The sequence below is a fragment of the Pseudomonas sp. RW409 genome, assembly GCF_003184125.1.
Taxonomy (GTDB): Bacteria; Pseudomonadota; Gammaproteobacteria; order Pseudomonadales; family Pseudomonadaceae; genus Aquipseudomonas; species Aquipseudomonas chlororaphis_I.
The window spans coordinates 25087-46364 of the sequence record NZ_QHHP01000041.1 but is presented as its reverse complement, the minus strand read 5'-3'; the positions used below and the strand labels follow the sequence as shown (position 1 = coordinate 46364).

The 21278-nt window shown below is 58.2% G+C and carries 16 protein-coding genes; 3 read left to right on the top strand and 13 right to left on the bottom strand.

The features are described 5' to 3' along the window. The first annotated feature begins 325 nt into the window (after positions 1-325). Entirely contained in the window at positions 326-1348 is a 1023-nt protein-coding gene (locus tag DK261_RS20690) for an ABC transporter substrate-binding protein (RefSeq protein WP_041985324.1), read from the top strand. A 99-nt stretch (positions 1349-1447) separates the two neighbouring features. On the opposite strand, the gene DK261_RS20685 is transcribed toward DK261_RS20690, so the two are convergent. After that, the gene (locus DK261_RS20685; protein ID WP_063427753.1) at positions 1448-2368 is read right to left on the bottom strand and encodes a LysR family transcriptional regulator; all 921 of its coding nucleotides are present in this window, start codon (positions 2366-2368) and stop codon (positions 1448-1450) included. 183 nt (positions 2369-2551) lie between these two features. Between DK261_RS20685 and DK261_RS20680 the strand changes: the two genes are divergently transcribed. After that, a complete protein-coding gene (locus DK261_RS20680; RefSeq protein ID WP_016705029.1) occupies positions 2552-3457 on the top strand; it encodes a TauD/TfdA family dioxygenase in 906 nt (301 codons plus the stop codon). A gap of 143 nt (positions 3458-3600) precedes the next feature. Here the strand turns inward: DK261_RS20680 and DK261_RS20675 are convergent, their stop codons facing one another. Then, positions 3601-5217, bottom strand: a complete 1617-nt coding sequence (locus DK261_RS20675; RefSeq protein WP_110176250.1) for an alkaline phosphatase family protein — start codon at positions 5215-5217, stop codon at positions 3601-3603. Positions 5218-5439: 222 nt separating this feature from the next. Then, the gene (locus tag DK261_RS20670; protein ID WP_009046401.1) at positions 5440-6384 is read right to left on the bottom strand and encodes a LysR family transcriptional regulator; all 945 of its coding nucleotides are present in this window, start codon (positions 6382-6384) and stop codon (positions 5440-5442) included. 155 nt (positions 6385-6539) lie between these two features. On the opposite strand from DK261_RS20670, the gene DK261_RS20665 reads away from it, so the two are divergent. Next, positions 6540-8909: a TonB-dependent receptor gene (locus tag DK261_RS20665; protein WP_110176249.1), complete on the top strand. Its 2370-nt coding sequence runs from the start codon at positions 6540-6542 to the stop codon at positions 8907-8909. Positions 8910-8999: 90 nt separating this feature from the next. Here the strand turns inward: DK261_RS20665 and DK261_RS20660 are convergent, their stop codons facing one another. The 10 genes from DK261_RS20660 to tssI all read right to left on the bottom strand — a co-directional run. Beyond that, positions 9000-9668, bottom strand: coding sequence for a hypothetical protein (locus DK261_RS20660; protein WP_110176248.1), 669 nt, complete (start codon positions 9666-9668; stop codon positions 9000-9002). Between the two features lie 218 nt (positions 9669-9886). Next, positions 9887-10303, bottom strand: coding sequence for a hypothetical protein (locus DK261_RS20655; protein WP_080577997.1), 417 nt, complete (start codon positions 10301-10303; stop codon positions 9887-9889). Positions 10304-10655: 352 nt separating this feature from the next. Further along, positions 10656-10967: a hypothetical protein gene (locus tag DK261_RS32930; RefSeq protein ID WP_138984947.1), complete on the bottom strand. Its 312-nt coding sequence runs from the start codon at positions 10965-10967 to the stop codon at positions 10656-10658. A gap of 265 nt (positions 10968-11232) precedes the next feature. Further along, entirely contained in the window at positions 11233-11562 is a 330-nt protein-coding gene (locus DK261_RS20650) for a hypothetical protein (protein WP_016705034.1), read from the bottom strand. A gap of 682 nt (positions 11563-12244) precedes the next feature. Beyond that, positions 12245-12508, bottom strand: coding sequence for a hypothetical protein (locus tag DK261_RS20645; protein ID WP_080577998.1), 264 nt, complete (start codon positions 12506-12508; stop codon positions 12245-12247). A gap of 318 nt (positions 12509-12826) precedes the next feature. Then, a complete protein-coding gene (locus tag DK261_RS20640; protein ID WP_016705036.1) occupies positions 12827-13102 on the bottom strand; it encodes a hypothetical protein in 276 nt (91 codons plus the stop codon). A 609-nt stretch (positions 13103-13711) separates the two neighbouring features. After that, positions 13712-14143: a hypothetical protein gene (locus DK261_RS20635; RefSeq protein WP_016705037.1), complete on the bottom strand. Its 432-nt coding sequence runs from the start codon at positions 14141-14143 to the stop codon at positions 13712-13714. Then, entirely contained in the window at positions 14144-19084 is a 4941-nt protein-coding gene (locus tag DK261_RS20630; RefSeq protein ID WP_110176247.1) for an RHS repeat-associated core domain-containing protein, read from the bottom strand. It abuts the gene before it with no gap. After that, positions 19081-19821, bottom strand: a complete 741-nt coding sequence (locus DK261_RS20625) for a DUF4123 domain-containing protein (RefSeq protein WP_110176246.1) — start codon at positions 19819-19821, stop codon at positions 19081-19083. The genes DK261_RS20630 and DK261_RS20625 overlap by 4 nt, the downstream gene beginning before the upstream one ends. Then, positions 19811-21278 (bottom strand): type VI secretion system tip protein TssI/VgrG (tssI, locus tag DK261_RS20620; RefSeq protein WP_110176952.1); only part of this gene is annotated, 1468 nt, incomplete at its 5' end. The genes tssI and DK261_RS20625, both read right to left, overlap by 11 nt.

Here is a 21278-nt window from a genome sequence, read left to right as displayed (position 1 = left end):
CCTCAAGGTCGCAACAGGGCCACCACCGGCCTGCGGCCTATCGCGGGCAAGCCTCGCTCCTACAGAATCTTATTTTGGTTATATAAAAAGTTATATCGATGCTATTGGGAGATAAGAGAGGCCATTTAAGGCCTCCAGGCACGCTGCATCCAATGCATTTGGAGAATATTTTCGATGCTGTCCATGCATACGCCGCGCAGAGCCGCGTCCTGGCTGGTTTATTCGAATTGGTTATTAAAATGTGAACTTATAGTATTTAAAGCTTGGACCGCCTTGGGCCTACCTTCTGCTCCTCAATGCCCGTCGCAGCCAGGAGCCACACCTTATGAACCTTCCCTTCAAACGCGTCTTCAGTCTGTTCGCCGCGCCGGCCCTGGCGGGGATTCTGGGCTGCCTGCCGCTGCTGGCCCAGGCCGATGAACTCAAGCAGATCCGCATCGCCGTGCCGGACCTCAGCGCCGGTACCCAGCACAGCGGCGGCGGGGTGACAGACGTGCTGCGCCAGCAGCAGATCTTCGAAAAGGCCTTCGCCGACCAGGGCATCAGCATCCAGTGGAATTACTTCAAGGGCGCCGGCCCGGTGATCAACGAGGCCTTCGCCAACGGTCAGGTGGACTTGGCTTACCTGGGGGACCTGGCGGCAATCATCGGCAAGTCCAACGGCCTGGACACCCGCCTGCTCAGCGCCACGGCCCGTGGGGTCAAGCAGTACCTGGGAGTGGTGCCGGGGTCGGGGATCAAGACCTTGCAGGACCTCAAGGGCAAGCGGGTCGCGGTGTTCCGCGGCACCGCCACGCAGTTGTCGCTGGATGCCGCGCTGGCCAGCCAGGGTCTGAGCGAGAAGGACCTGAAGATCATCAACCTGGATTTCAACGCGGCGGTCGCGGCGCTGGCGGCGAAGCAGATCGATGCCACCTGGGGCGGTTCCAACTTGAACGCGTTGCAGGCCAAGGGCCTGGCCGAGGTGCCGCTGAACACCAAGGACCTGGGCGGCGCGGGTAGCGTGCAGGCGGTGCTGGTGGGCAGTGGCGCGTTCGTCGACGCCCATCCCGAGGTGGTGGAGAAGCTGCTCAAGGCCCAGCAGCAGGCCGTGCAGTGGCTGACCCAGGACAGCAACAAGGACGCCTATATCGAGCTGGTGTCGGGGCTGGCCAGCTACCCGCCGGCGGTGCTGCAGCAGGACCTCAAGGATCAGCGCTTCAGCGAAATCTTCCCCTCGACCCTGGACCCGGTATTCCTCGGCAAACTGCAGGACGCGGTGGACCTGGCCGCGCAGCAGCGGCTGATCCGCAAGCCGTTCAAGGTCAGCGAATGGGTGGCGCCGCAGTTGGCTGCGGCGGGGCTTTAAGCCTGGGGTGCAGCTGGGATCGTTATCGCGGGCAAGCCTCGCTCCTACAGAAGCTCACGGTCTTCTTCTGTAGGAGCGAGGCTTGCCCGCGATGGCGTCCTAGGACGCAATGCTGACCTGCTGCCGATCCACCGCCACCAGCACTTCGATCATCTTGCGGGCCGCTGGCGACAGGCGGAATCCCGTGCGGCTGACGATGCCGCAGCGGGCGTTCATGCTCTCGATGTTCTGCGGCAGGTTGCGCCAGTGCAGCAGCGCCAGGGAGCCCTGTTCGATGTCCTCGACGAAGGCCTCTTCGGTGCCCACGCCAATCGCGTCGGACTGGCGCACGATCTTCACCAGCGCCGGGAAGTGTTCGGTCTGGATGGTCGGGGAAAAGTCGATGCGCCCGCTGAGGTTGGCCAGCAGCTTGCGGATTCCTGGCGGGATCAGGGTGGTGGCCAGCGGGTAGTCGAACATGTCGTTGGTCGACAGGCTTTCCTTGGCCAGCAACGGGTGCCCCGGGCGGCAGAAAAACACTCCGCGCTTGGGTGTCAGGGGCTGGGTCTGGAAGTTCGGGTCGGCCTCGAAATGGCGGATGTCGGCAATAAAGAATTCGATCTCTTCGCGGCTCAGGCTGCGGCTGAGTTTTTCCCAGTTATCCACCTCCAGGCAGATGCGCACCTTGGGGTGGATGCCGGTGAATTGCGCCACCGCGTCGGGCACCAGTTTCACCGCCGGCGCCGGGCCGCAACCGAAGCGCAGTTCGCCGGCGTCGAGCTTGGTCATCTGCGTCACTTCGCTGCTCAGCAAGGCTGCGCCCTGTACCAGGCTCAGGGCGTGCTGCAACACCACCTGGCCTTCCGGCGTGGGGCGCAAATCCTTGTTGCCACGGTCCACCAGCACGCAGCCGAACTCCTGCTCCAGGCCCTGGATGCTGCGGCTGAAGGCCGGCTGGGTGATGCCCATGGCGTCGGCCGCACGGACAAAACTGCGGTGTTCGTTGAGGGCGATGAAGTAACGCAACTGGCGAAGATCCATATGCTTTCCCGGCATCCGAAAAATAGCCCGAAGGCATTTGCGACGAGTGAGGAATGAGGTTTTAAATGCAAGCTCTTATTCCGTCAACGAAGCATGTGAATATCTATTAGATCTAAAGTGAATATAGATAGAGCGTTGTTTCGCTGCCGCTCAACCGTAAGCAGTCAGACGAGGGTCGACCCGATGAGCAATGCCGCACTAGCCGTTAAACCCGCTGTTCATGCGCTTGAGATCCACCCGGTGGCCGGCCGTATCGGCGCCGAGATCCGTGGCGTGCAACTCTCCGGCGAGCTGGACGCCGCCACGGTCGAGGCCATCCAGCAGGCGCTGGTGGACTACAAGGTGATCTTCTTCCGTGGCCAGACCCACCTCGATGACCAGAGCCAGGAAGCCTTCTCCCACCTGCTCGGCGAGCCGGTGGCGCACCCCACCGTGCCGGTGCGCGACGGCACCCGTTACCTGCTCGAACTGGACGGCGCCGAGGGCCAGCGCGCCAACTCCTGGCACACCGACGTGACCTTCGTCGATGCCTACCCGAAGGCCTCGATCCTGCGTTCGGTAGTGGCCCCGGCCTCCGGGGGCGATACGGTCTGGGCCAACACCGCCACCGCCTACAACGAACTGCCGGCGGAGCTGCGCGAGCTGGCGGACAAGCTCTGGGCGGTGCACAGCAACGAATACGATTACGCCGGGGCCAAGCCGGACGTGTCGGCGGAGAAGCTGGAGCGTTATCGCAAGGTGTTCACCTCCACCGTCTACGAGACCGAACACCCGCTGGTGCGCGTGCATCCGGTGAGCGGCGAGAAGAGCCTGGTGCTCGGGCATTTCGTCAAGCGCATCAAGGGCTACACCCAGGCCGATTCGGCGCACCTGTTCAACCTGCTGCAAAGCCATGTCACCCGCCTGGAAAACACCGTGCGCTGGCGCTGGACCGCCGGTGACGTGGCGATCTGGGACAACCGCTCGACCCAGCATTACGCGGTCGACGACTACGGCACCCAGGACCGCGTGGTACGCCGCGTAACCCTCAAGGGCGATGTGCCGGTGGGTGTGCACGGGCAGCGTAGCCAGACCATCAAGGGGCTGTGACGGAGGTCGTCACGGCTCTGTGTAGCCGCTGCCGCAGGGTGTGTGGTGAGTTTGAGATTTTTCGCGAGCAAGCTCGCTCCTACAGGTTGTGTACGGTCCCTGTAGGAGCGAGCTTGCTCGCGATCAGCCGCGCAGCGGCGCTCTCACCACACCCCGATCTGCACCACCTTTTCCGCCTCCGGCTCGCCATAACGAAACCGTTGTCCACGCAGGTCGATTTCTTGGTGGCTGATGGTGGTCCGTCGCTTCAGCCCGCGCAGCCAGTCGAACAGATAGCCCAGATGCTCCTCGCGCACCGCCGCATAGGCCGGGTCGGCGCCGAGGTCGTGGAGTTCCTGGGGGTCATTGAGCAGGTCGAACAGCTGCGGGCGGAAGCCGTCGTAGGCCAGGTATTTCCAGCGCTCGCTGCGCACCATGGTCATGCGGCAGCGGTCGATGGGCTGGGCCAGGCGCTCGCGGGCCGGGGCCTGGAACGCATAGTCGTATTCGCTGATGGCGTAGCGGCGCCAGTCGCCCGCCGTACCGTGCAGCAACGGGATCAGCGAGCGGCCTTCCAGCCGGTGTTCGGCGCCGGGCAGCCCCAGGGCGTCGAGAAAGGTCGGCAGGGCGTCGATGGTCTCCACCAGGCGCTCGTCCACCTTGCCGCGGCTGATATCCGCCGCCGCCCGTGGGTCACGCACGATCAATGGCACACCCACTGCCGGCTCCAACAGGAACTCCTTTTCCCCCAGCCAGTGATCGCCGAGAAAATCGCCGTGGTCGCTGGTGAACACGATCAGGGTATCGTCCCAGCGCCCGCTGCTTTGCAGGAAATTGAACAAGCGGCCGAGCTGATCGTCCACCTGCTTGATCAGGCCCATGTAGGTCGGCACCACGTTCAGGCGCACCTCATCGCGAGAGAAATTCTGGCTCTCCTGATGCTGGCGAAAGGCGGCATACACCGGGTGGTCGCTGGCCTCGTCGGCGGCGGCGCGCACCGGGGCGATAACCTGCTCGGCGCTGTACAGCGTGTGGTAGGGCGCCGGCGCGATATAGGGCCAGTGCGGCTTGATATAGGACAGGTGCAGGCACCAGGGCTGCTCGCCCTGCTCCTGGATGAAGTCGAGGGCGCGGTCGGTGGTGTAGACGGTCTCCGAATGCTGCTCGGGGACGCGGGCCGGCAAGTGGGCATTGCGCATTTTCCAGCCGCTGAGGATTTCACCCTGTTCACCTTCGGCGGCGTTGGCCCAGTCGTGCCAGGGGTTGCGCCCCTGGTAACCCTGTTCGCGCAGGTAATGGGTGTAGGGCGCCGACTCGCGTTTGTCGTCGAACAGCGGGCTGTCGGGGAAGATCCCGTCGTGGCGCAGGTAAGGTTCGAAACCGACCTCGTTGAGGGCTTCGGCCTGCTGACTCTCGGGGTCGATCGCCAGGCGCTGCAGGGCATCGAGGTTGGGCGTGGCGTGGGTCTTGCCCACCAGCGCGGTGCGGATGCCGTGGGGGCTCAGGTAGTCGCCGATGGTCAGCTCTTCCAGGGGCAGCGGCACAGCGTTCCACGCCACCTGGTGGCTGCTGACATAACGCCCGGTGTAGGCCGACATCCGCGACGGCCCGCAAATGGTGCCCTGGGTGTAGGCGCGGCTGAAGCGCACGCCGGCGGCGGCCAGGCGGTCGATGTTCGGCGTGTGCAGATGGGGGTGGCCGTAGCACGACAGGTAATCGCGACGCAGCTGGTCGCACATGATGTACAGCACGTTGCGCACGGGTTGGACGGGGTTGGACATGGGCTTCACCGATCGAAAGACAGGTGAGGGTTTTCGCTGTCGCGGGGCGTTACGACAAGCGCATTTGGCGCATGCTTTTCATGCACGACCTGCATGGGCGAAGGCGATCCCTGTAGCCGCTGCCGAAGGCTGCGATCGCACCGAAGGGGCGCGGCGATTTCAATATCGCTGAAGGCCTGCGGCCTTATCGCAGCCTGCGGCAGCGGCTACAGGTTTGGTGTTTCAGACTGCGAAGTTTTCCAGGGAACACACATCCTCATCCAGCGCGTCGGTGCGCTTGATCTCCTCGATCATCGCCTCGGCCAGTGGCGACAGCCGGTAGCCGGCGCGGCTGACGATGCCATAGCGGGTGTACAGCTCCTCCAGGTCGTCGGCCAGGCCTTGGATCTTCAGGCACACCAGCTCGCCCCGGGCGTTGTGCAGGGCATCGCTGTAGGCGCCGATGATGCCGATCGCATCCGAGCGCATCACCACGCCGAGCAGGCTGTAGCTGTTCTCGCATTCCACATTCGGGACGAAATCCGGCCGGCCGCTGAGATCGACCACCACCTTGCGCAGGTTCGGCGGGCGGATGGTCGCGGCCAGCGGGTAACTCATCAGCTCGGCGGCGCTGACGCTTTCCTGCTCGGCCAGCGGGTGCCCGGCGCGGCAGCAGAAATGCCATTTGCGCGGGCGCAGGCGCTGGGTCAGGTAATCCGGGTTGGCTTCGAACTGCCGGGTGTCGGCGACGAAAAATTCGAACTCTTCGCTGAGCAGGCGTTTGCCCAGGGTTTGCCAGTCATCCACCTGGAATTGCACCCGCGCCTTGGGGTAACGCCCGATAAAACTGCCGATGGCCCGCGGAATCAAGCCCGCCGCCGGCGCCGGCCCGCAACCGAAGCGCAGCTCGCCGGCCTCCAGGCCGTTGAACTGGCTGATCTCGTTGGCCAGTTGCTGCGCGCCGCTGACCAGCCGACGCGCATGTTCGAGCAGCACCAACCCCTGTTTGGTCGGCGCCAGGTCCTTGCGCCCGCGATCCACCAGCTGGCAGCCGACGCTGTGTTCCAGGGCCTGGATGCTGCGGCTGAAGGCCGATTGCGACAGGTTCACCGCCAAGGCGGCCGCGACAAAGCTGCGCTGTTCGGCGAGGGCGATGAAGTGACGGAGCTGGCGCAGATCGATATGCATTTTTCACATTGAAAATATCGGGGAAATGCATTGGCTATGCATTAGGTCGACTCTTTATAAAGGCAATCTCTTATTCCGTAAATCTTATTAAAAACATAAATAAATAACTTAAAAGAATATGCGGATCAGTCTGTTTTTTTGCCCAGGAGCCGCCCATGAGCCCGTTGAACCTTGTCTCCCCCCCTTCGCCCCGACGGCTCAAGCGCCTGCCGCTAGCCCTGCTGCTGGCCGGTAGCGCCGGCTGGTCCCATGGCTATGCCGCCGACGCCGAAACGCCCGCCGAGGCCCCGGCCAAGACCGATGCCGCCCGGCCCGCCGCCAGCGGCCAGCTGGAAACCGTGACCGTGACCGCGCGGCGTCGCGAGGAGAGCGCCCAGGACGTACCGACGCCGATGAGCGTGATCGGTGGCCAGGCCCTGGAGAGCCAGCGGGTCTATCGCATCCAGGATCTGCAGCAGCTGGTGCCGAGCGTCAACGTCGCCTACATGCACGCGCGCCAGTCCAGCGTGTCGATCCGCGGCCTGGGCAACAACCCGGCCAGCGATGGCCTGGAAGGCAGCGTCGGGCTGTACATCGACAACGTCTATCTAGGGCGGCCGGGCATGGCGGTGTTCGACCTGATGGACATCGAGCAGCTGGAAGTGCTGCGCGGTCCCCAGGGCACGCTGTTCGGCAAGAACACCACCGCCGGGGTGATCAACATCAGCACCCGCGCACCGAGCTTCACTCCCGAGCGCAGCATCGAAACCTCGGTGGGCGAGGATGGCTACTTCCAGACCAAGGGCACCATTTCCGGGCCGCTGAACGACGAGCTGGCCGGGCGCTTTTCGGCCTATCGCACCCGCAGCGACGGCGATATCAAGAACGAACACGACGGCCATGACCTCAACGGCGGCTCGCGCCAGGGCTTCCGTGGGCAGCTGCTGTTCAAGCCCAACGAGAACTTCAACCTGCGCTGGATCGGCGACTACAACGAAGAGGATTCCAGCGCCGGCACCCGGGTGCTGTACAGCACCGGGCCGACCATCAATGGCGTCAACCAGTACCAGTCGCGGGCCACCGCGGCCGGCGCCACCCTGGTCGACGGCACACACCGCAAGGTCAACCTGGACAACGACCAGCATGTCACGGTGTTCCAGGGTGGCACCTCGCTGGAGGCCAACTGGACCTTGCCCAGCGACTTCACCCTGACCTCGGTCAGCTCCTACCGCTGGTGGGATTTCACCCCGCGCAACGACGACGGCCTCAATGTGCCGGCCAGCTATAACGCTGGGGTTTCGGTGGAGGATAAACAGTGGTCCCAGGAGTTCCGCCTGGCCTCGCCGACCGGCGGCTTCTTCGACTATGTGCTCGGTGCCTATTACTTCGGCTCCGACCTGGATAACAAATCCTTCGTCTATTACGGACCCAAGGCGGACATCTGGAACGGCACGCCCACCGGCGCCCTGAACAACGTCACCAGCATCGGCAACGGGCATATCCGCACCGACAGCTTCGCGCTGTTCGCCCAGGGCACCTGGCACCTCACCGAACGCCTGGACCTCACCGCCGGCCTGCGCGGCACCTATGAAGAAAAAAGCGCCTGGGTGACCCGTAACGCGCCAGTGGGAGGCGCCACGGTGAGCGGTGCCGCGGCCACCGCGCGGCGCGGGCGGGCCGGGGCCTACGACTCCGGCGACCTCAACCAATACAGCACCAGCCCCTCGGGCCTGCTCAACCTCAGCTACCGCTTCAGCGATGATTTGCTGGGCTACGCCACCCTGTCCCACGGCGAGAAGTCCGGCGGGGTCAACCTCGCGGTCGGCTCGGCGCCCACCGCGGGCGCCGACTCGCTGCTGATCGGCACCGAGCGCGCCAACAACGCCGAACTGGGCTTCAAGAGCACCCTGTGGGACAAGCGCCTGCAACTCAACGCCAACCTGTTCTGGACCCAGGTCAACGGCTACCAGACCAACGCCTACGACGCCAACAACCGTGTGCAATACCTGACCAACGCCGGCTCGGTGCGCTCGCGGGGCGTGGAATTCGAAAGCACCCTGATCCCCATCCGTGGCCTGACCCTCAACCTCAACGGTTCCTACAACGACGTGCGCTACCTGTCCTACAAGGACGCGCCATGCCCGCCCGAAGTCAGCCTGCGCCCGGGCGCCCCGGCCTCCTGCGACCTCAGCGGTCACCAAGTGGTCGGTGCCTCGAAATGGATCGGCAATGCCAACGGCGAATACAAATGGAACCTGGACAACGGCCTCGAACCCTACGTCACCGGCAGCTACGCCTTCCGCTCCAAGGCCGTCGGCACCGTCGAGGATTCCGACTACGGCCAGATCCCCAGCTACGCAGTGGTCAACCTCTCCACCGGCCTGCGTGGCAACTACGAGCAGGGACAGTGGGACGTGTCGCTCTGGCTGAAAAACGCCTTCGACAAGACCTACTACACCACGCTGTGGTCGGGGGGGAATGGCGGCTATGAGGGACTGTTGGGCACGCCACGAACCCTTGGCGTGACCGGCCGCTACGACTTCTAACCGGATAACCTGTGCTTCCGTAGGAGCGAGGCTTGCCCGCGATAGCGTCCGCCCTGACCCACCACGGCGTCCGCATCGCGAGCAGACGGCTTATTTGCAGCTGTAACCATCAGGCATGGTCACCGTGTAATTGCGCTGTACACGGTCGCGGAAATCCAGGTTCTGCAAACCCTGCTCAACGACAAAGGCTTCGACCTTGGCGTCCTGGCAATCGTCGTTCTGCGACGACACCCGCAGCAGATAGACCGCCCGTTTGCTGGCCTCGTCCCTGGCCGTCACGGTAAAGGTGGTCAGCCTGGCGTAGCCGGTCCGCTCCGAAGTGCCCACCGGGCCATAGCTGGTGTTGGGCGTACTGGTGCAGACCAGCTTGTCCTTTTTCTTGCCATCCTTGCACACCGTAGAGGTGCTGGTCGGGACCTGCCCATACTCAGTGGCGGTATAGCGATAAGTCACCCGCTTGCTCTCGATATCCAGCGTCACCGTCATCTTGATCGGCGCATGCTTCTTCGGCAGCGTCGCCTCGGTGAACACCTCCCGGAACCCTTGGTCCTTCATGGCATTGACCATGTCGCGCAGGTAATACCGGGCATTCAGCGAACTCTCATCATTCCCCGTCGTAACCGTCACCAACACCGGCGCCTGCCGATCAAATGGATAGTCCGGATCCGGCGTGCCATTGAGCGCCACGTCGAGCTTGGTGGCGCAGCCAGTCAGCAGAATGGAAAGCAGGAACAGCGGGTAAAGCATGTATCGAGTCATGGGATCTTCGTTGTGCAGCGGTGGATGGGATAGGGATTAGACGGATGACAGCGGGAATAAACAAATGGGAGGCGGGGAGAACAGCGAGACGGATGGCTTTACATTCGGCTTCTTCGTCGCTCATTAATCCTGTTTTGAAAGCTTTTCTTTGGATGTCTAATCGAGTATTTCCTCGGCCTGACATGGTGTTGCTTTCGTGTATCTGGCTCCTATTGTAGTTACCAGTCTGCTGAATTCTCAAGACTTGCCTGGACTAGTTCTTCTTTCCAGTGTTTGTTTGCTAGCCTGAAGATCTCTTCAAAGAAACCCCTTGGGCTTTTCATCTCATCCCAGCCAGGTGGCAGTGAGGAATACTGTTCTGGATCGTCTTTGAGTAGCAAGCCAAAATCATATTTGCTATCAAGCAGGGCGGCTTCTAGTGATTTTAGAAGAGCGAATTTATGTCTGTAAGAAAGTTTTTCATACCTGTTCAGGCAGTAGTTTTCGATTAGTGTTGTACGATCTTTCGGGTTTTCTGGGTTGTATTGTTCAAGCTCAATACCTAATGTTTCCTCTCTGTCATAAATATCAAATCCACCTAAAAAGTATGCCGGTGTTGGACGGTATGGAGTTTCGGATTTTTCATATATTAGCATTTGGTTGGTTTTCTATTTTTGGCGCCAGTGATGGTGCCTGAGTTATAGTGATAGTGTCGCTAGTAATGTAAGAAGTAGAGTGGAATTTATGAAGCCCTGCCGATATATAAAGGAACGGCAAGCACAAAAAATGCCAGCTGTTCACATAGCGGAATTTGCATGCCTTGATCATGTTCGGTCTGTCAACACCGGTCACTGATTTTGCAGCGACAGTAAAAATCTTAGCTATGTGAAAGGAGCTAAACAAGTTTGCGGAGCTCGATACGTTCTGTAGGAACGTTTCTCTAAAAAATCGAAGTAGGCAATTTTATTATGAGACTTATGATATGATTTTTAGTGATAAATATTTTGATTAGGCTTGCATTTTTTCTATTGGTATATTTAGTTTTTTTAGTGATTTGAGAAAGTCGTCGAGGCAGGAGAAGTTCGAATTTTTTAGGAGGTCAGGTATCCATGTTGCATTTAGTTCGAGAAATAAATCAGTCCAATCAGAGGCGCCAGTCTCTGAGACAGGTAATTCAAATCCAGATATGCCATGCCCTTTTCCTGCTAAAAATAGCAATTTTTCATCTTCGTAGGAGTATGCAATTATTTTTGGCCAATCCGTACTATGAGGCAGATTTGGCTCTAGGTCTTTCTTTGCTATTACATAAAAGTCTTTCATTGGCCCCTCGGTATAATTTCACGTTGTCGAATTTTACAGTGCGCTGATCAAGGTGAATTTTTGGAGCCCCGCCAGCGCTATATATCTGGAAATGCTTCAGTAAAAGACTCTAGTATGGCTTTATTGGTGTCGTCATCTCGAAATGGGATTCGTGCTTGTGGTTTGCCGTTAACATAAAACTGTAACGTGTCGAGTTCTACTCATGATCTTGTATTGCTCCAAGAGTTAGGTGTATTTTCATCCAGATACTGTTCCTTATACTCGATCATTTGTCGGTGGTAATAAAATACTTGCCAGGGGCTGCCCAACTGATCATTGTAAACTTTCCGATTAGAAGCTTTTTGTCTCTTAAGTACTCAAATATTTCCGCAGGGCACCACTCTCTGCCGTCGGAAAAATACACCTCAATATTTCTTAGCTGGTTAAATGCTTCAGCTTTTTTTTCATTGGTTAGCGTGATTATTTTGTATTCGTTAAGGTCAATATCATTTGTGAAGCCAATGTCGATAAGTTTTTCTTTTATTTTTGCATCAACAGTTTTTACTATAATAAAGTCGCCATCGGCTTTTGTTACATAGGCTTGGACTGTATTCATTTAACTAGGATCTCTGTCATGGTAGATACACCAGGTGTATCGGTGGTAGGGATAGAGTCAATTACCATCTCGGCCCCCCCCCCCTAGTAGATGATTTCTTGGGCCTTCAAATTTGTCATTGCCTGCTAGCGGGTTTCTAGGTATGCGCTCTTTGATTTCATCAGTTTTTCTGATCTTGCAACCATTTTGAATGCCTTTCTTGCTCTAGTCCAAAACGTATCCTCTAACTTGAGAACTTGCTCTTTGTTGGGCGTGATTTTTTGTTTGCTGTACCTTTTGAATCGGGGCGACCATTGACGAAAGGAATAGGCTGTCCTTTGGTTACTTCGTTTACCTCAGGAATGTCAGAATCTGGCGGGTCTCTTCCTTTTCACCCCAGGGTTCAGCCGGGACAATCGAAAGGTCCTCCTCATAGGCTGTTGGGTCAGGTTCAGGGCGGTTCATTGTTCAAGCTACCTTTGGAAATGCAGTTTTTGCAGACAGCGTGTCGACTATAAATGCGGTGAGACCGACGTCTCACCGCTTAAAGAGATGCTTGATCGTTTCATCAGCCTGGACGGAATAGAGTTTTGTCATTGAGTCGGATGGTTATCTCTTCAATACCACCACATAGCTGCCATCAAAGACCGTCACTGGCTCTGTAGCGGACTTGGCTTTCGCTCCCTTTTGCAACACTCAGTCACTAGGTAGCAACACCACGATCTATTCCAGGCTGAATTATTAATAAGTTGTCTACTTCTCGTTTCCGGCAGCGCTCGACAAATGACAATGCGGAAGTTGGATTGTTTATGTATAAATCAAAAGAGGTTTTGTCTATTTCGAAATACTCTTCATAGTCAATCATGCGATTGCTTACTGGTATCGAAACGTAAAACTTCCCTGAATCTTCTTCAATTCCGATAGAAAAGCGTTCGCTCTCACTGAAAAGAACATCATTGAACTTCATTGTCATCCCTATAAGTCTATTGGTGACACTTCTAGTTTTGGTAAGTGAGCACCACCAACATCAATCACGGCCTCAGTGTTTCCGTTTGGTAGCTTACCACCTAGGTTCCAAAGATCATTCGCTCCGACCTCATTCTCTGACGGAATTCTGAGGTTAAGCTCTCGAGGGTTGATGATATCAATACGGACTAATTTGTTGCTCTCTAGAAAATCTGGTGGCAACCCAAGCGCACTTTCTAAATATTGGCCACCGCCGGAAGATCAGTGCAGTTCGCCACTCTACGCTGATAAGGCATTGCTGATTTTTTAAAGAGCGGATTTAAGCGTTCAGAACCTGATCCTGCAATTTACGGTCGATGACATCCATCAGGTCGCATCCGTCGCGGAGTGGAATGACGATCACTCGCGACAAGTCTTGTAGCAATAACTGATCGCTGTTTATGTCTTCAGTTAAAGAAATCGTTTCAAGTAGCTGGGTGACGCATCGAATGCGATATGCCGCAGTGTCATGGAGTACGTCTACAGGTGCCTGAGTGTCAATGAGTAGCGAGGGGAAATTGTTGTCGATGCCGGTGATGGGCATGTATCGATTCATGATGAAGCTCCTTGATCAAATGGCGCCGCCACTACTCGCTGTCAAACAAGTTGGGTGGCAGCTGTACGCCGAGGGTCAAGGAGCCCGGCGCACGCAAAGGTGCCCCACGCACAGTCGCCATATAAAGGAGCGGCGGCACAAAAAATGCCAGCTTTTCACATAGCGGCATTTGCAAGCCTCGATCATATTCGGTCTGTCAAAACCGGTCACTGATTTTGCAACGACATGAAGATGTTATCTGGGTAGAGGAGCGGGCAACAAGTTGGCAGGATTCGATGCGTCCTGTAGGAAAAGTCTCTAAATGCGCTAAAGATAAAAATAACTTTGCTACTAGTGGTGGGCATGTTGAATAAAGGATAGGACTAAGTTTACCAAAAAAGTCCGAATTGAGAGAGGTTTCTAATGCTGCTTTTTTTCATGCTTAGAGAATAATCATTATTAACGAAGCTGTGTGATAGTTGTTGGTGTGATGTGGCGTATAGTGAAAATTTATAAGGCGTGAAAGGTGTTTAAATGCCGAGGTTGTTATGTTTTCTGATGTCAGTTAGAGAGCATTTAGATCCTGCTCAGAGTTGAAATCGGCTAATGATGAGTTTGAGCGCGGGTCGGCTAAAAGGTTTCATGCTGAAATGTTTCCCCTGTCATTGTGAACTCAAAGTTGTTATAGTCTAGAGTATGTATTTTGTTTATTATTATTTTGGCTTCTTTTGTTCTCTTGAATAAGTGGTCAAATAGGTCGGCAAATAAATAATCAATCATAAGGTCGGTGGCTAGTTTAGGGCTGTTGTTGAGCAGACTGAAAAAGTCTGGATAGTTCAGTTCCTCTAGCTCGGGAATGTCAATGAAGCCTTGCTCAAGATCATCAACTCTGCACTGATCTATAAAGGAGTCGGCCAATATGATGAAGTCTGGTTTTAATTCGTCTAGAGTAAACGTTAGCTCAAATTTTTTATTGTTCAGTTCTATGTCCCTGCCAAACTCAAAAAGTCTGTAGTGTACGATAGCGGCATCAACTAATTCCCCTTCTGACTTAAAAAACATTTATTTCTCTCCTGGTGGTATTAATGTAATGGTCCCGTCTTTTTCTAGAGTGATTGATCCTGAAGCTTTGTAGGGCTGGCCTTTTTTTGCATCACGCTCGCCTCTTACCCCAGACCTTTGGAAAAACTCTTCTGGAGACTTTATCTCTTCAATGGCGTCTGTTTTGTTTCCAGGAACTATTCGAGTGTTTTCAAGAGGTAAAAAGTTATCATTCCCTTCGAATTTTCTGCTTAGTAACTTTAGATGTTTGTATGCCTGGTTTGCGTTTATCCCTCCAAAACCCACATCCAAGTCACTACCGGGCAAGTTATCTCCTCTTACACGGCTTCCGCCAATTACAACGGAGGTGTCTCTTTTATATGACTCCTCAAGAATAATTCTGGCTTGCGCTTCTGGCAGGTCAGGAAGGTTTTCTTTTAAGAATGCTACTTGCTCATCAATGCCTTTAGTTTTTATTACTGTCTTTTCTGGGTACTTATTAAATACAGATTTTTCAGTCCATTTTTTCTCAGACTGAGCTCCCGGACAATTATTCAACCCCAATGGATCCACCCACCCCGTAGGGTTAGGTACGTACTGGTAGTTGTTCACCCCCCCCGCCAGCTTGATCGGGTCAGGCGTCAAAAACCGTCCCGAGCTCGGATTGTAGTAGCGATGGCGGTTGTAGTGCAGCCCTGTTTCCGCATCGAAGTACTGACCCTGGAAGCGCAGCGGGTTGTCGATCTCGCAAACGTCCAGCGCAGCCAGATTGCCATATGCCCGGTATTTCGCCGACCACATGATCTCGCCGCTATAGGCGGTCAGTTCCTGTGGCGTGCCCAGATGGTCGAGCTGGTAGTAGAACGGTGTGGCCTGGGCCGGGCCTTCGCCGTCGAGCATGGCCAGCGGGCGGAAGGTGCCGGGTTCGTAGAGGTAAGTGTGATAGCGATTTTCAGCGCTTTCAGCGATCAGCCGTTCGCCTTGCCAGAGGAACTCGGTAGTACGGCCATCGACGGTTTTGGCGATGCGACGACCGAAGGCGTCGTACTTGTAGGTCGCGGTACTGCCACCCGGTAGGCTCACGCCAATCAGGCGGTGCTGGCAGTCGTACTGATACTCGGTGACCAGCTTCTGGCCCGCGCCGCGGCGTTCGCGGCTGAGGTTGCCGAAGGCGTCGTAGTCGTAATGACGGTCGCCTTGCATCAGCAGGCGGTTGCCTTTGACGTTGGCCAGGTTGGCCGCTGGCTGGTCGCCTTGGCCTAGCAGGTTGCCGGCCGGGTCGTGGGCGAAGCTCTCTGGTGTGGCACCCCGTACGTTGATCAGGCGATCCAGCGGGTCGTAGTGATAACGCAGGTTGCCCTTGCGGCTGTCGTCGATGCCGGCGAGATTGCCGTTGGCGTCGTAGGCATAGGCGCGGCGGTAGAGGTTATGGTGCTGACCGTGCTGTTGCTGGCTGACGCTGTGGGCCTGCAGCCGGCCTTGTTCGTCGTATTGGTACTGACTGAGCAGCAGGCCCTGTTGGCGCTGCTGTTCGCGGCCGGCGCTGAACTGGTGGCTGGTCAGGCGCGAGCCGTTGAGGTCGATGCTGCTGAGTTGGCCGCCAGGGGCATGGCGGTAGTCGAGCTTGCTGCCGTCGGGCAGGCGGCAGTGGCTGAGCTGGCCGAGCTTGTCGTACTCGTAACGCAGGGTGCCCCAGCCCTGGTGTTCGGTAATCAGGCGGTCTTGCAGGTCGTATTCGTAGGCCAGCGGCCAGTGGCCGTCGTCGACGTTGACCAGGCGCCCAAGGGCGTCGTAGCTGTAGTGAATCTCTTCGCCATCGGCCAGGGTTTTTACCAACAGCCGGCCAGCGGCATCGCGCTGGTACTCGGTGACCAATTCGCTGCCGTCGTCGCCGAACTCGGTTTTCTTCAGCAGCTTGCCATTGAGGTCGTAGGCGTAGGCAGTGCTGCGCCCGTCGAAGCCGGTTTCCTGCTGGATCAGGCCGTTGGGGTAGTAGTCCAGGTGGTACTGCTCGCCGCGTTCGTTTTCGATATCGGTGAGCAGCAGGCGCGCGTTGTCGTAGCGATAACGCAGCTGGCTGCCGTCCGGGTTGATGCGGCGGCTGACCAGGTGCAGGTTGTCGGCGTATTCGTAGCGGGTAATGCGGCCCAGCTCGTCGCGTTCGGCGGTGACTTTGCCGTAAGCGTTGTAGCTGAAGGCGCGAGTGGCTCCACCGGGCAAGATGATCTGTGCCAGGCGGTTGGCGGCGTCCCACTGATACTGGGTGATGGCGCCGCTTTCGTCCTGGCGGGTGATTTGCCGGCCCAGGGCGTCGTAGCGGTATTTGCGTTGGCCGCCGTCAGGCAAGCGTTCTTCCAGTAGTTGGCCGAGGCCGTTCCAGCCCAGTTGATGGCGGCTGCCGTCGGGGTGGGTGATTTCCAGCAGGCGGCCCTGGCGGTCGTAGCGGTAGTGGGTTTCGTTGCCGTCGGGGTCGGTTTGTCGGGTGATGTCGCCCTGGAGGTTGCGCTGGTATTTCCAGGTGGCCTTGCCCCGACGGACCACCCGTACGAAACCGTTGTGGTGTTGGTAGGTGGTCGGTTGGTCTTCGGGCGGGATGATTGCGACCAGGCGCCCGGCTTCGTCGTACTGATATTCGGTGACCGCGCCAAGCGGGTCTTTCTCGGCGATCAGCCGGCCTTTTTCATCGTAGGCCTTTTGTGTTTCGGCACCGTCAGGGTCGGTCTGGCTGACCAGGCGGGCGTTTTCGTCGTGTACGTAAACCAACTCGCTGCCATCGGCGCGGGCGACAGTGACTGTGCCTTTGTCGTCCCACACATACCGCGCATCGATTTGCGAGAGGTTGGACCACTGGCGGATACAACGGGCCGCCTTGCCTTCGCGCTCCCAGTCCCAGTAAAAGCTCGCGCCACCGGCCAGTTGGCGCTCCTGAATGACGTGTTGCTCGTCATAGCGATAGCGTTCGATTTCACCCACGGCATTGGTGGCGCTGATCAGCTGGTTGCGTGCGTTGTACTGGTAACTGACCAGGGTTTGTACTGTCAGCCAGGGCTCCTGACGTTCACCTCGTTCGTCGTACTCGGGGCGGCGCTGCTGATAGTCCACCGCGGTGATATGGCTGTCGTCATAGCGCAGGAACAGGCAGCGTCCGGCACCGTTGTCGATGCGCTGGATACGGTCGACCAGGTCGTAGCTGATGTGCAACTGGTTGTCGTAGGCGTCGCTGATGGTGGTCAGGCGCCCGGCACGGAAGTGATAAAAACGCGAGCTCTGGCCGGCCTGGGTCAGGACCAGCTCCCCCGGCGTATCGCCCAGGAAAATCGCGGCCTCGGCCAGGCTGTTGGTAATGGCCGGACGCTGTTCGGTCGGCATCGGGAAGCGGGTCCGGCGATTTTCACTATCGGTCCACAGCACACCTTCATCGTCCAGTTGCAAACGATGGGACAGTGAGTGGCTCCAGCCGAAGCCCAGGCGGTTGTCGATTTCCGCGGCGCTGGTGCGGTACAGCCGCGTCCATTCCAGAGGTAGCAGGCCGTCGAGTTCACCGTCGGTAAGGGTCAGCAGTTCCTCGCCGGTGACCATCGAGACAGGGTCGATATCGCAGCGGGTGTTCTTTGTGCATTGCGTCGATTGATCCGCCGGATTCTTGGATTGCTTGGGCGCGTCATCGACAGGTTTGTGTTTGACCAGCAGGCTTTGCGGCTCTGTTTTCTTCCGGGCAAACACCGAGGCGTTCTGCTCCATCAGCGTGGGGGTATCGGCAGTCTTGGGCAGAGGCTTAGGCATAGGCTTGGGGCCACCGCCAGCATCGCTGGGGCTGATAGAGAGGGGGGCCTTCTTGCTCGCGTCCAGAGGAACACCCTTGGCCTGGAGCATCACAGGCTTGGACAGCTCTGTATGGGCCTGAAGGCTATGTTTGGTGCTGGCGGTCATCAACTGCTCAGCCAGGCCTTCAAGGTATTTGAGCGCTCCCCCAGGCTTCATTTTGCTCAGGGCCTTGGTTCCCAGGCGCACGGCCAGGCCGGCACCGCCGGTAAGGCAGATGCCGATGACCACGTTGATCAGGAACTCGACGCCGATGCTCGCGATCACGTTGACGATCACTTGCGGCGGCAACATGCCGACCCAGGCGACGATTGCCGAGACGTAGATGAACATCAGCGGTTCGTCGTTGAGTATCAATAAGGCAGAGGCGATGGCGTCTTTGGAGGTGGCGTAGAGCTTGTCGATTTCGAGGTCCGATAAGTAATCGCCAAGCTGTTTGGCCTTGCCTATCGGGTCGGCCAAAAGCTCCATAAGGTCTTTCAAGTCATCCCACAAATCGAGCAGCGCTTGCTCAAAACTATCGAGCGCCTCTTGCAGCAGAATCCTTGCGCGACCCGAACGATCTGCCGCGGAGTAAGTGCTCCACTGTGGTTGGAACTTGCTCGTCCACTCGCTTTTCAACCAGCCATCGAGGTGAGTGATCACGCCTTTGTAAGAGCCATAGAGGGCTTTGACATCGTTTTCCGACACGTCCGGAAAAAAGGTGATGCGATAGAGTTTCCCCGGGATGCACTTGTCGATGGTCTCGATGCCGCCAGGACCGATCTTTTTATTGATCGGGGCTCCCACCACGGAGTACCCGATCATTGCTTTTTCGACCTGTTCGACGCGCACCGGGGTATTGCCGATGGGCACGTAGCGTGCGGTTTCGAACGTATGGATCAGGGTGAACTTGCCGTCCTTTGGACACACTGCAAAGGTCTCGACGGCCCCTGTCTTGGTCTTGCGCTGGGTGACGCTGACTTCGTTGCCGACCTTGAATTTCTGGTCGACGTCCATGGCCCAGCCTGTCCAGAAACCATCCACCCAGTTCTTGTAATCACTCAGGCAATTATTGAAGTCCTTGAGGATCAGGTTCACGTCGGGCTTTTTGGCGTCCAGTACCCGAAGGACCAAGGTTCCCAGTGGGCTGCTAATCATGCGTTGACTTCCTTTGTCAGCTGGACGGCGAGGCGTTCTGCCATACCTTCTGTATTCGGTTGATGACGGACGAAGCGTTCGACTTTGTGGCGCAGGTTGTTTTCAGGAAAGGCGAAATACAGCTCGGGGCAGTCTTCGCTCAGCCACTGCATCAGGTTGTCGATGACCGTGCTGGGGTCGTCCTTGGCGAGTTTCTTGACCAGCGCTTCCGACACTTCCCACCAGGGGAATGGTTTGGGTGGCTTGACTACGCCTTGGCCAGTACTCAATGCCCGGCCATTGATCAGGTAGCGGTCGAATATGGGCAGGACTTGCGGGGCGTCTTCGCCCAACCCTTCCAGAATCGGATAGATATGCCGCCCATCCCAAAACCTGAAAAACACCTCCGCCCCATCCGGCATCTTCACCTGAGTCAGGCTGCGCAGATGCTCGAACACCACGTCCGGTTCGCTGCTGGAGACAGCGAGCCAGCCCCAGTCGTCGGCGTCGGTGGTGGCGATCCAGTCGAGGAAGGGGGAGGTCGGTTTGAGTTCGGCGAGGTAGGGCATGACCGGCTGCCAGTCGGCGTAGGGTGTGCCGCTCCAGATCGCTGTCAGGCCGCTGGCGCCCTGGGTCTGGTAGAAGTCCTTGAGCGGGTCGGCATCGCTGGCGTTGCTGATGACCAGGTACAGGTGTTCGTCGGCTTGCAGCGGCTGCTGGGCGAGCCAGGCTTGGGGTGTCAGGCGATCAGATGGCACAGGCACCGTCCTTGCACTTTTCGCACTCTTCGCAGAAAGGCGCGTTGCGTTTGAGGGTGTTGATTTGCGCCGGGGTCAGCAGGGCGCCGGCCTTGTCGGCGTCGGCCTGCTTCAGCACGCCGGGCATCAGTGGCGCGGCGCCGGAGCCGCTGCCCGGGGCGCCGCCGGAGTTGACCTTGACCTGCGGGCCGCTGATGGTCACGCCGCCGGCGTCGAGCTTGATAAAGCTGCCGCCACCCTTGAGGGTCAGCTCGCTGCCGGCTTCCATCACGACCTTCACCCCGGCATTGAGGTGGATCTCCTGGCCGGCTTCGATGAACTGCCCGGTGCCGATCTTGATGTGCTGGTTTACGCCGACGGTGAGGTGGTCGCTGGCGCGGGCTTCGACCTTGCGGTCGGCGTGCACGGTGTGGTGTTCCTCGGCCTTGAATTCGCTGTAGCTGTTGGCCTCGACCGTGTCGTGGCGCTCGTTGCCGACGCGGATCTTCTGGTCGTGTTCGACGTTCTCGTCCCAGTCGCGCTGGGCGTGCAGGAAGATCTGTTCCTGGCCCTTCTTGTCCTCGATGCGCAGCTCGTTGTAGCCGCCGCCACCCGGGGAACTGAGGGTCTTGAAGGTGCTGCGGGTCTTGTTCGCCGGCAGCTCGTAGGGGACGACGTTTTCCTTGTGGTACAGGCAGCCGCTGATCAAGGGCTGGTCGGGGTCGCCCTCGAGGAAGGTCACCAGCACTTCCATGCCGATCCGCGGGATGGCGATGCCGCCGTACTGCGCCCCGGCCCAGGCCGAGGACACGCGCAACCAGCAGCTGGTCTTGTCGTCCGACTGGCCTTCGCGGTCCCAGTGGAACTGCACCTTGACCCGACCGTACTGGTCGCAGTGGATCTCTTCGCCCTTGGGCCCGGTGACCACCGCGCTCTGGCTGCCGAGGATGCGCGGCTTGGGATGCAGCAGCGGCGGCCGGTTGGGCACGTCCCAGGGCGTGGCCTGGAAGCGGTTGCGGTAGCCCTGGTGGAAGTCGTCCTTCAGGGCGATGGTGTCGCTGGTCACCGACTCTTCCAGCACCTGCGGCTGCTTGCCTTCGTGGACGATCTCGGTAAGCAGCCAGAGGTCGTTCCATTGCGCTTTCGGGTGCTCGCTCAGGGCCAGGAAATGCCCGCTGACCAGCAACGGCTGGTCGCTTTTGCCCTCGGCCAGCCGGTAGTCGCTGCGGTGGCGTTCCAGGGCGCGCTTGGCCAGGTGCTTGCCGCGTTCGCGGTCGACAAAGCGGCCGGGGTAGTCGTAATCCTCGAGGTCCGGCTTGAACTCGCTCTTGGCGTCGCTCTCCAGGGTCAGGCGCGGTTTCTCGAAGTCGTAGTCGCGGCGGGTGGTGCGGCTGGTGCGGGCCTCCAGGCGCAGGTCGAAACGCTTGATCACCGGGTCGTTGGCGACCATGCCGGAGTCTTGCTGATAGGCCACTGGT

Excerpts from the sequence above, each read along its gene's own strand:
- DK261_RS32930 (WP_138984947.1), bottom strand. The coding sequence starts at position 10,967 with ATGAAAGACTTTTATGTAATAGCAAAGAAAGACCTAGAGCCAAATCTG.
- DK261_RS20670 (WP_009046401.1), bottom strand. The coding sequence starts at position 6,384 with ATGCATATCGATCTGCGCCAGCTCCGTCACTTCATCGCCCTCGCCGAA.
- DK261_RS20650 (WP_016705034.1), bottom strand. The coding sequence starts at position 11,562 with ATGAATACAGTCCAAGCCTATGTAACAAAAGCCGATGGCGACTTTATT.
- DK261_RS20665 (WP_110176249.1), top strand. The coding sequence starts at position 6,540 with ATGAGCCCGTTGAACCTTGTCTCCCCCCCTTCGCCCCGACGGCTCAAG.
- DK261_RS20660 (WP_110176248.1), bottom strand. The coding sequence starts at position 9,668 with ATGACTCGATACATGCTTTACCCGCTGTTCCTGCTTTCCATTCTGCTG.
- DK261_RS20685 (WP_063427753.1), bottom strand. The coding sequence starts at position 2,368 with ATGGATCTTCGCCAGTTGCGTTACTTCATCGCCCTCAACGAACACCGC.
- DK261_RS20630 (WP_110176247.1), bottom strand. The coding sequence starts at position 19,084 with ATGATTAGCAGCCCACTGGGAACCTTGGTCCTTCGGGTACTGGACGCC.
- DK261_RS20640 (WP_016705036.1), bottom strand. The coding sequence starts at position 13,102 with ATGAATCGATACATGCCCATCACCGGCATCGACAACAATTTCCCCTCG.
- DK261_RS20680 (WP_016705029.1), top strand. The coding sequence starts at position 2,552 with ATGAGCAATGCCGCACTAGCCGTTAAACCCGCTGTTCATGCGCTTGAG.
- DK261_RS20655 (WP_080577997.1), bottom strand. The coding sequence starts at position 10,303 with ATGCTAATATATGAAAAATCCGAAACTCCATACCGTCCAACACCGGCA.
- DK261_RS20645 (WP_080577998.1), bottom strand. The coding sequence starts at position 12,508 with ATGAAGTTCAATGATGTTCTTTTCAGTGAGAGCGAACGCTTTTCTATC.
- DK261_RS20635 (WP_016705037.1), bottom strand. The coding sequence starts at position 14,143 with ATGTTTTTTAAGTCAGAAGGGGAATTAGTTGATGCCGCTATCGTACAC.
- DK261_RS20690 (WP_041985324.1), top strand. The coding sequence starts at position 326 with ATGAACCTTCCCTTCAAACGCGTCTTCAGTCTGTTCGCCGCGCCGGCC.
- DK261_RS20675 (WP_110176250.1), bottom strand. The coding sequence starts at position 5,217 with ATGTCCAACCCCGTCCAACCCGTGCGCAACGTGCTGTACATCATGTGC.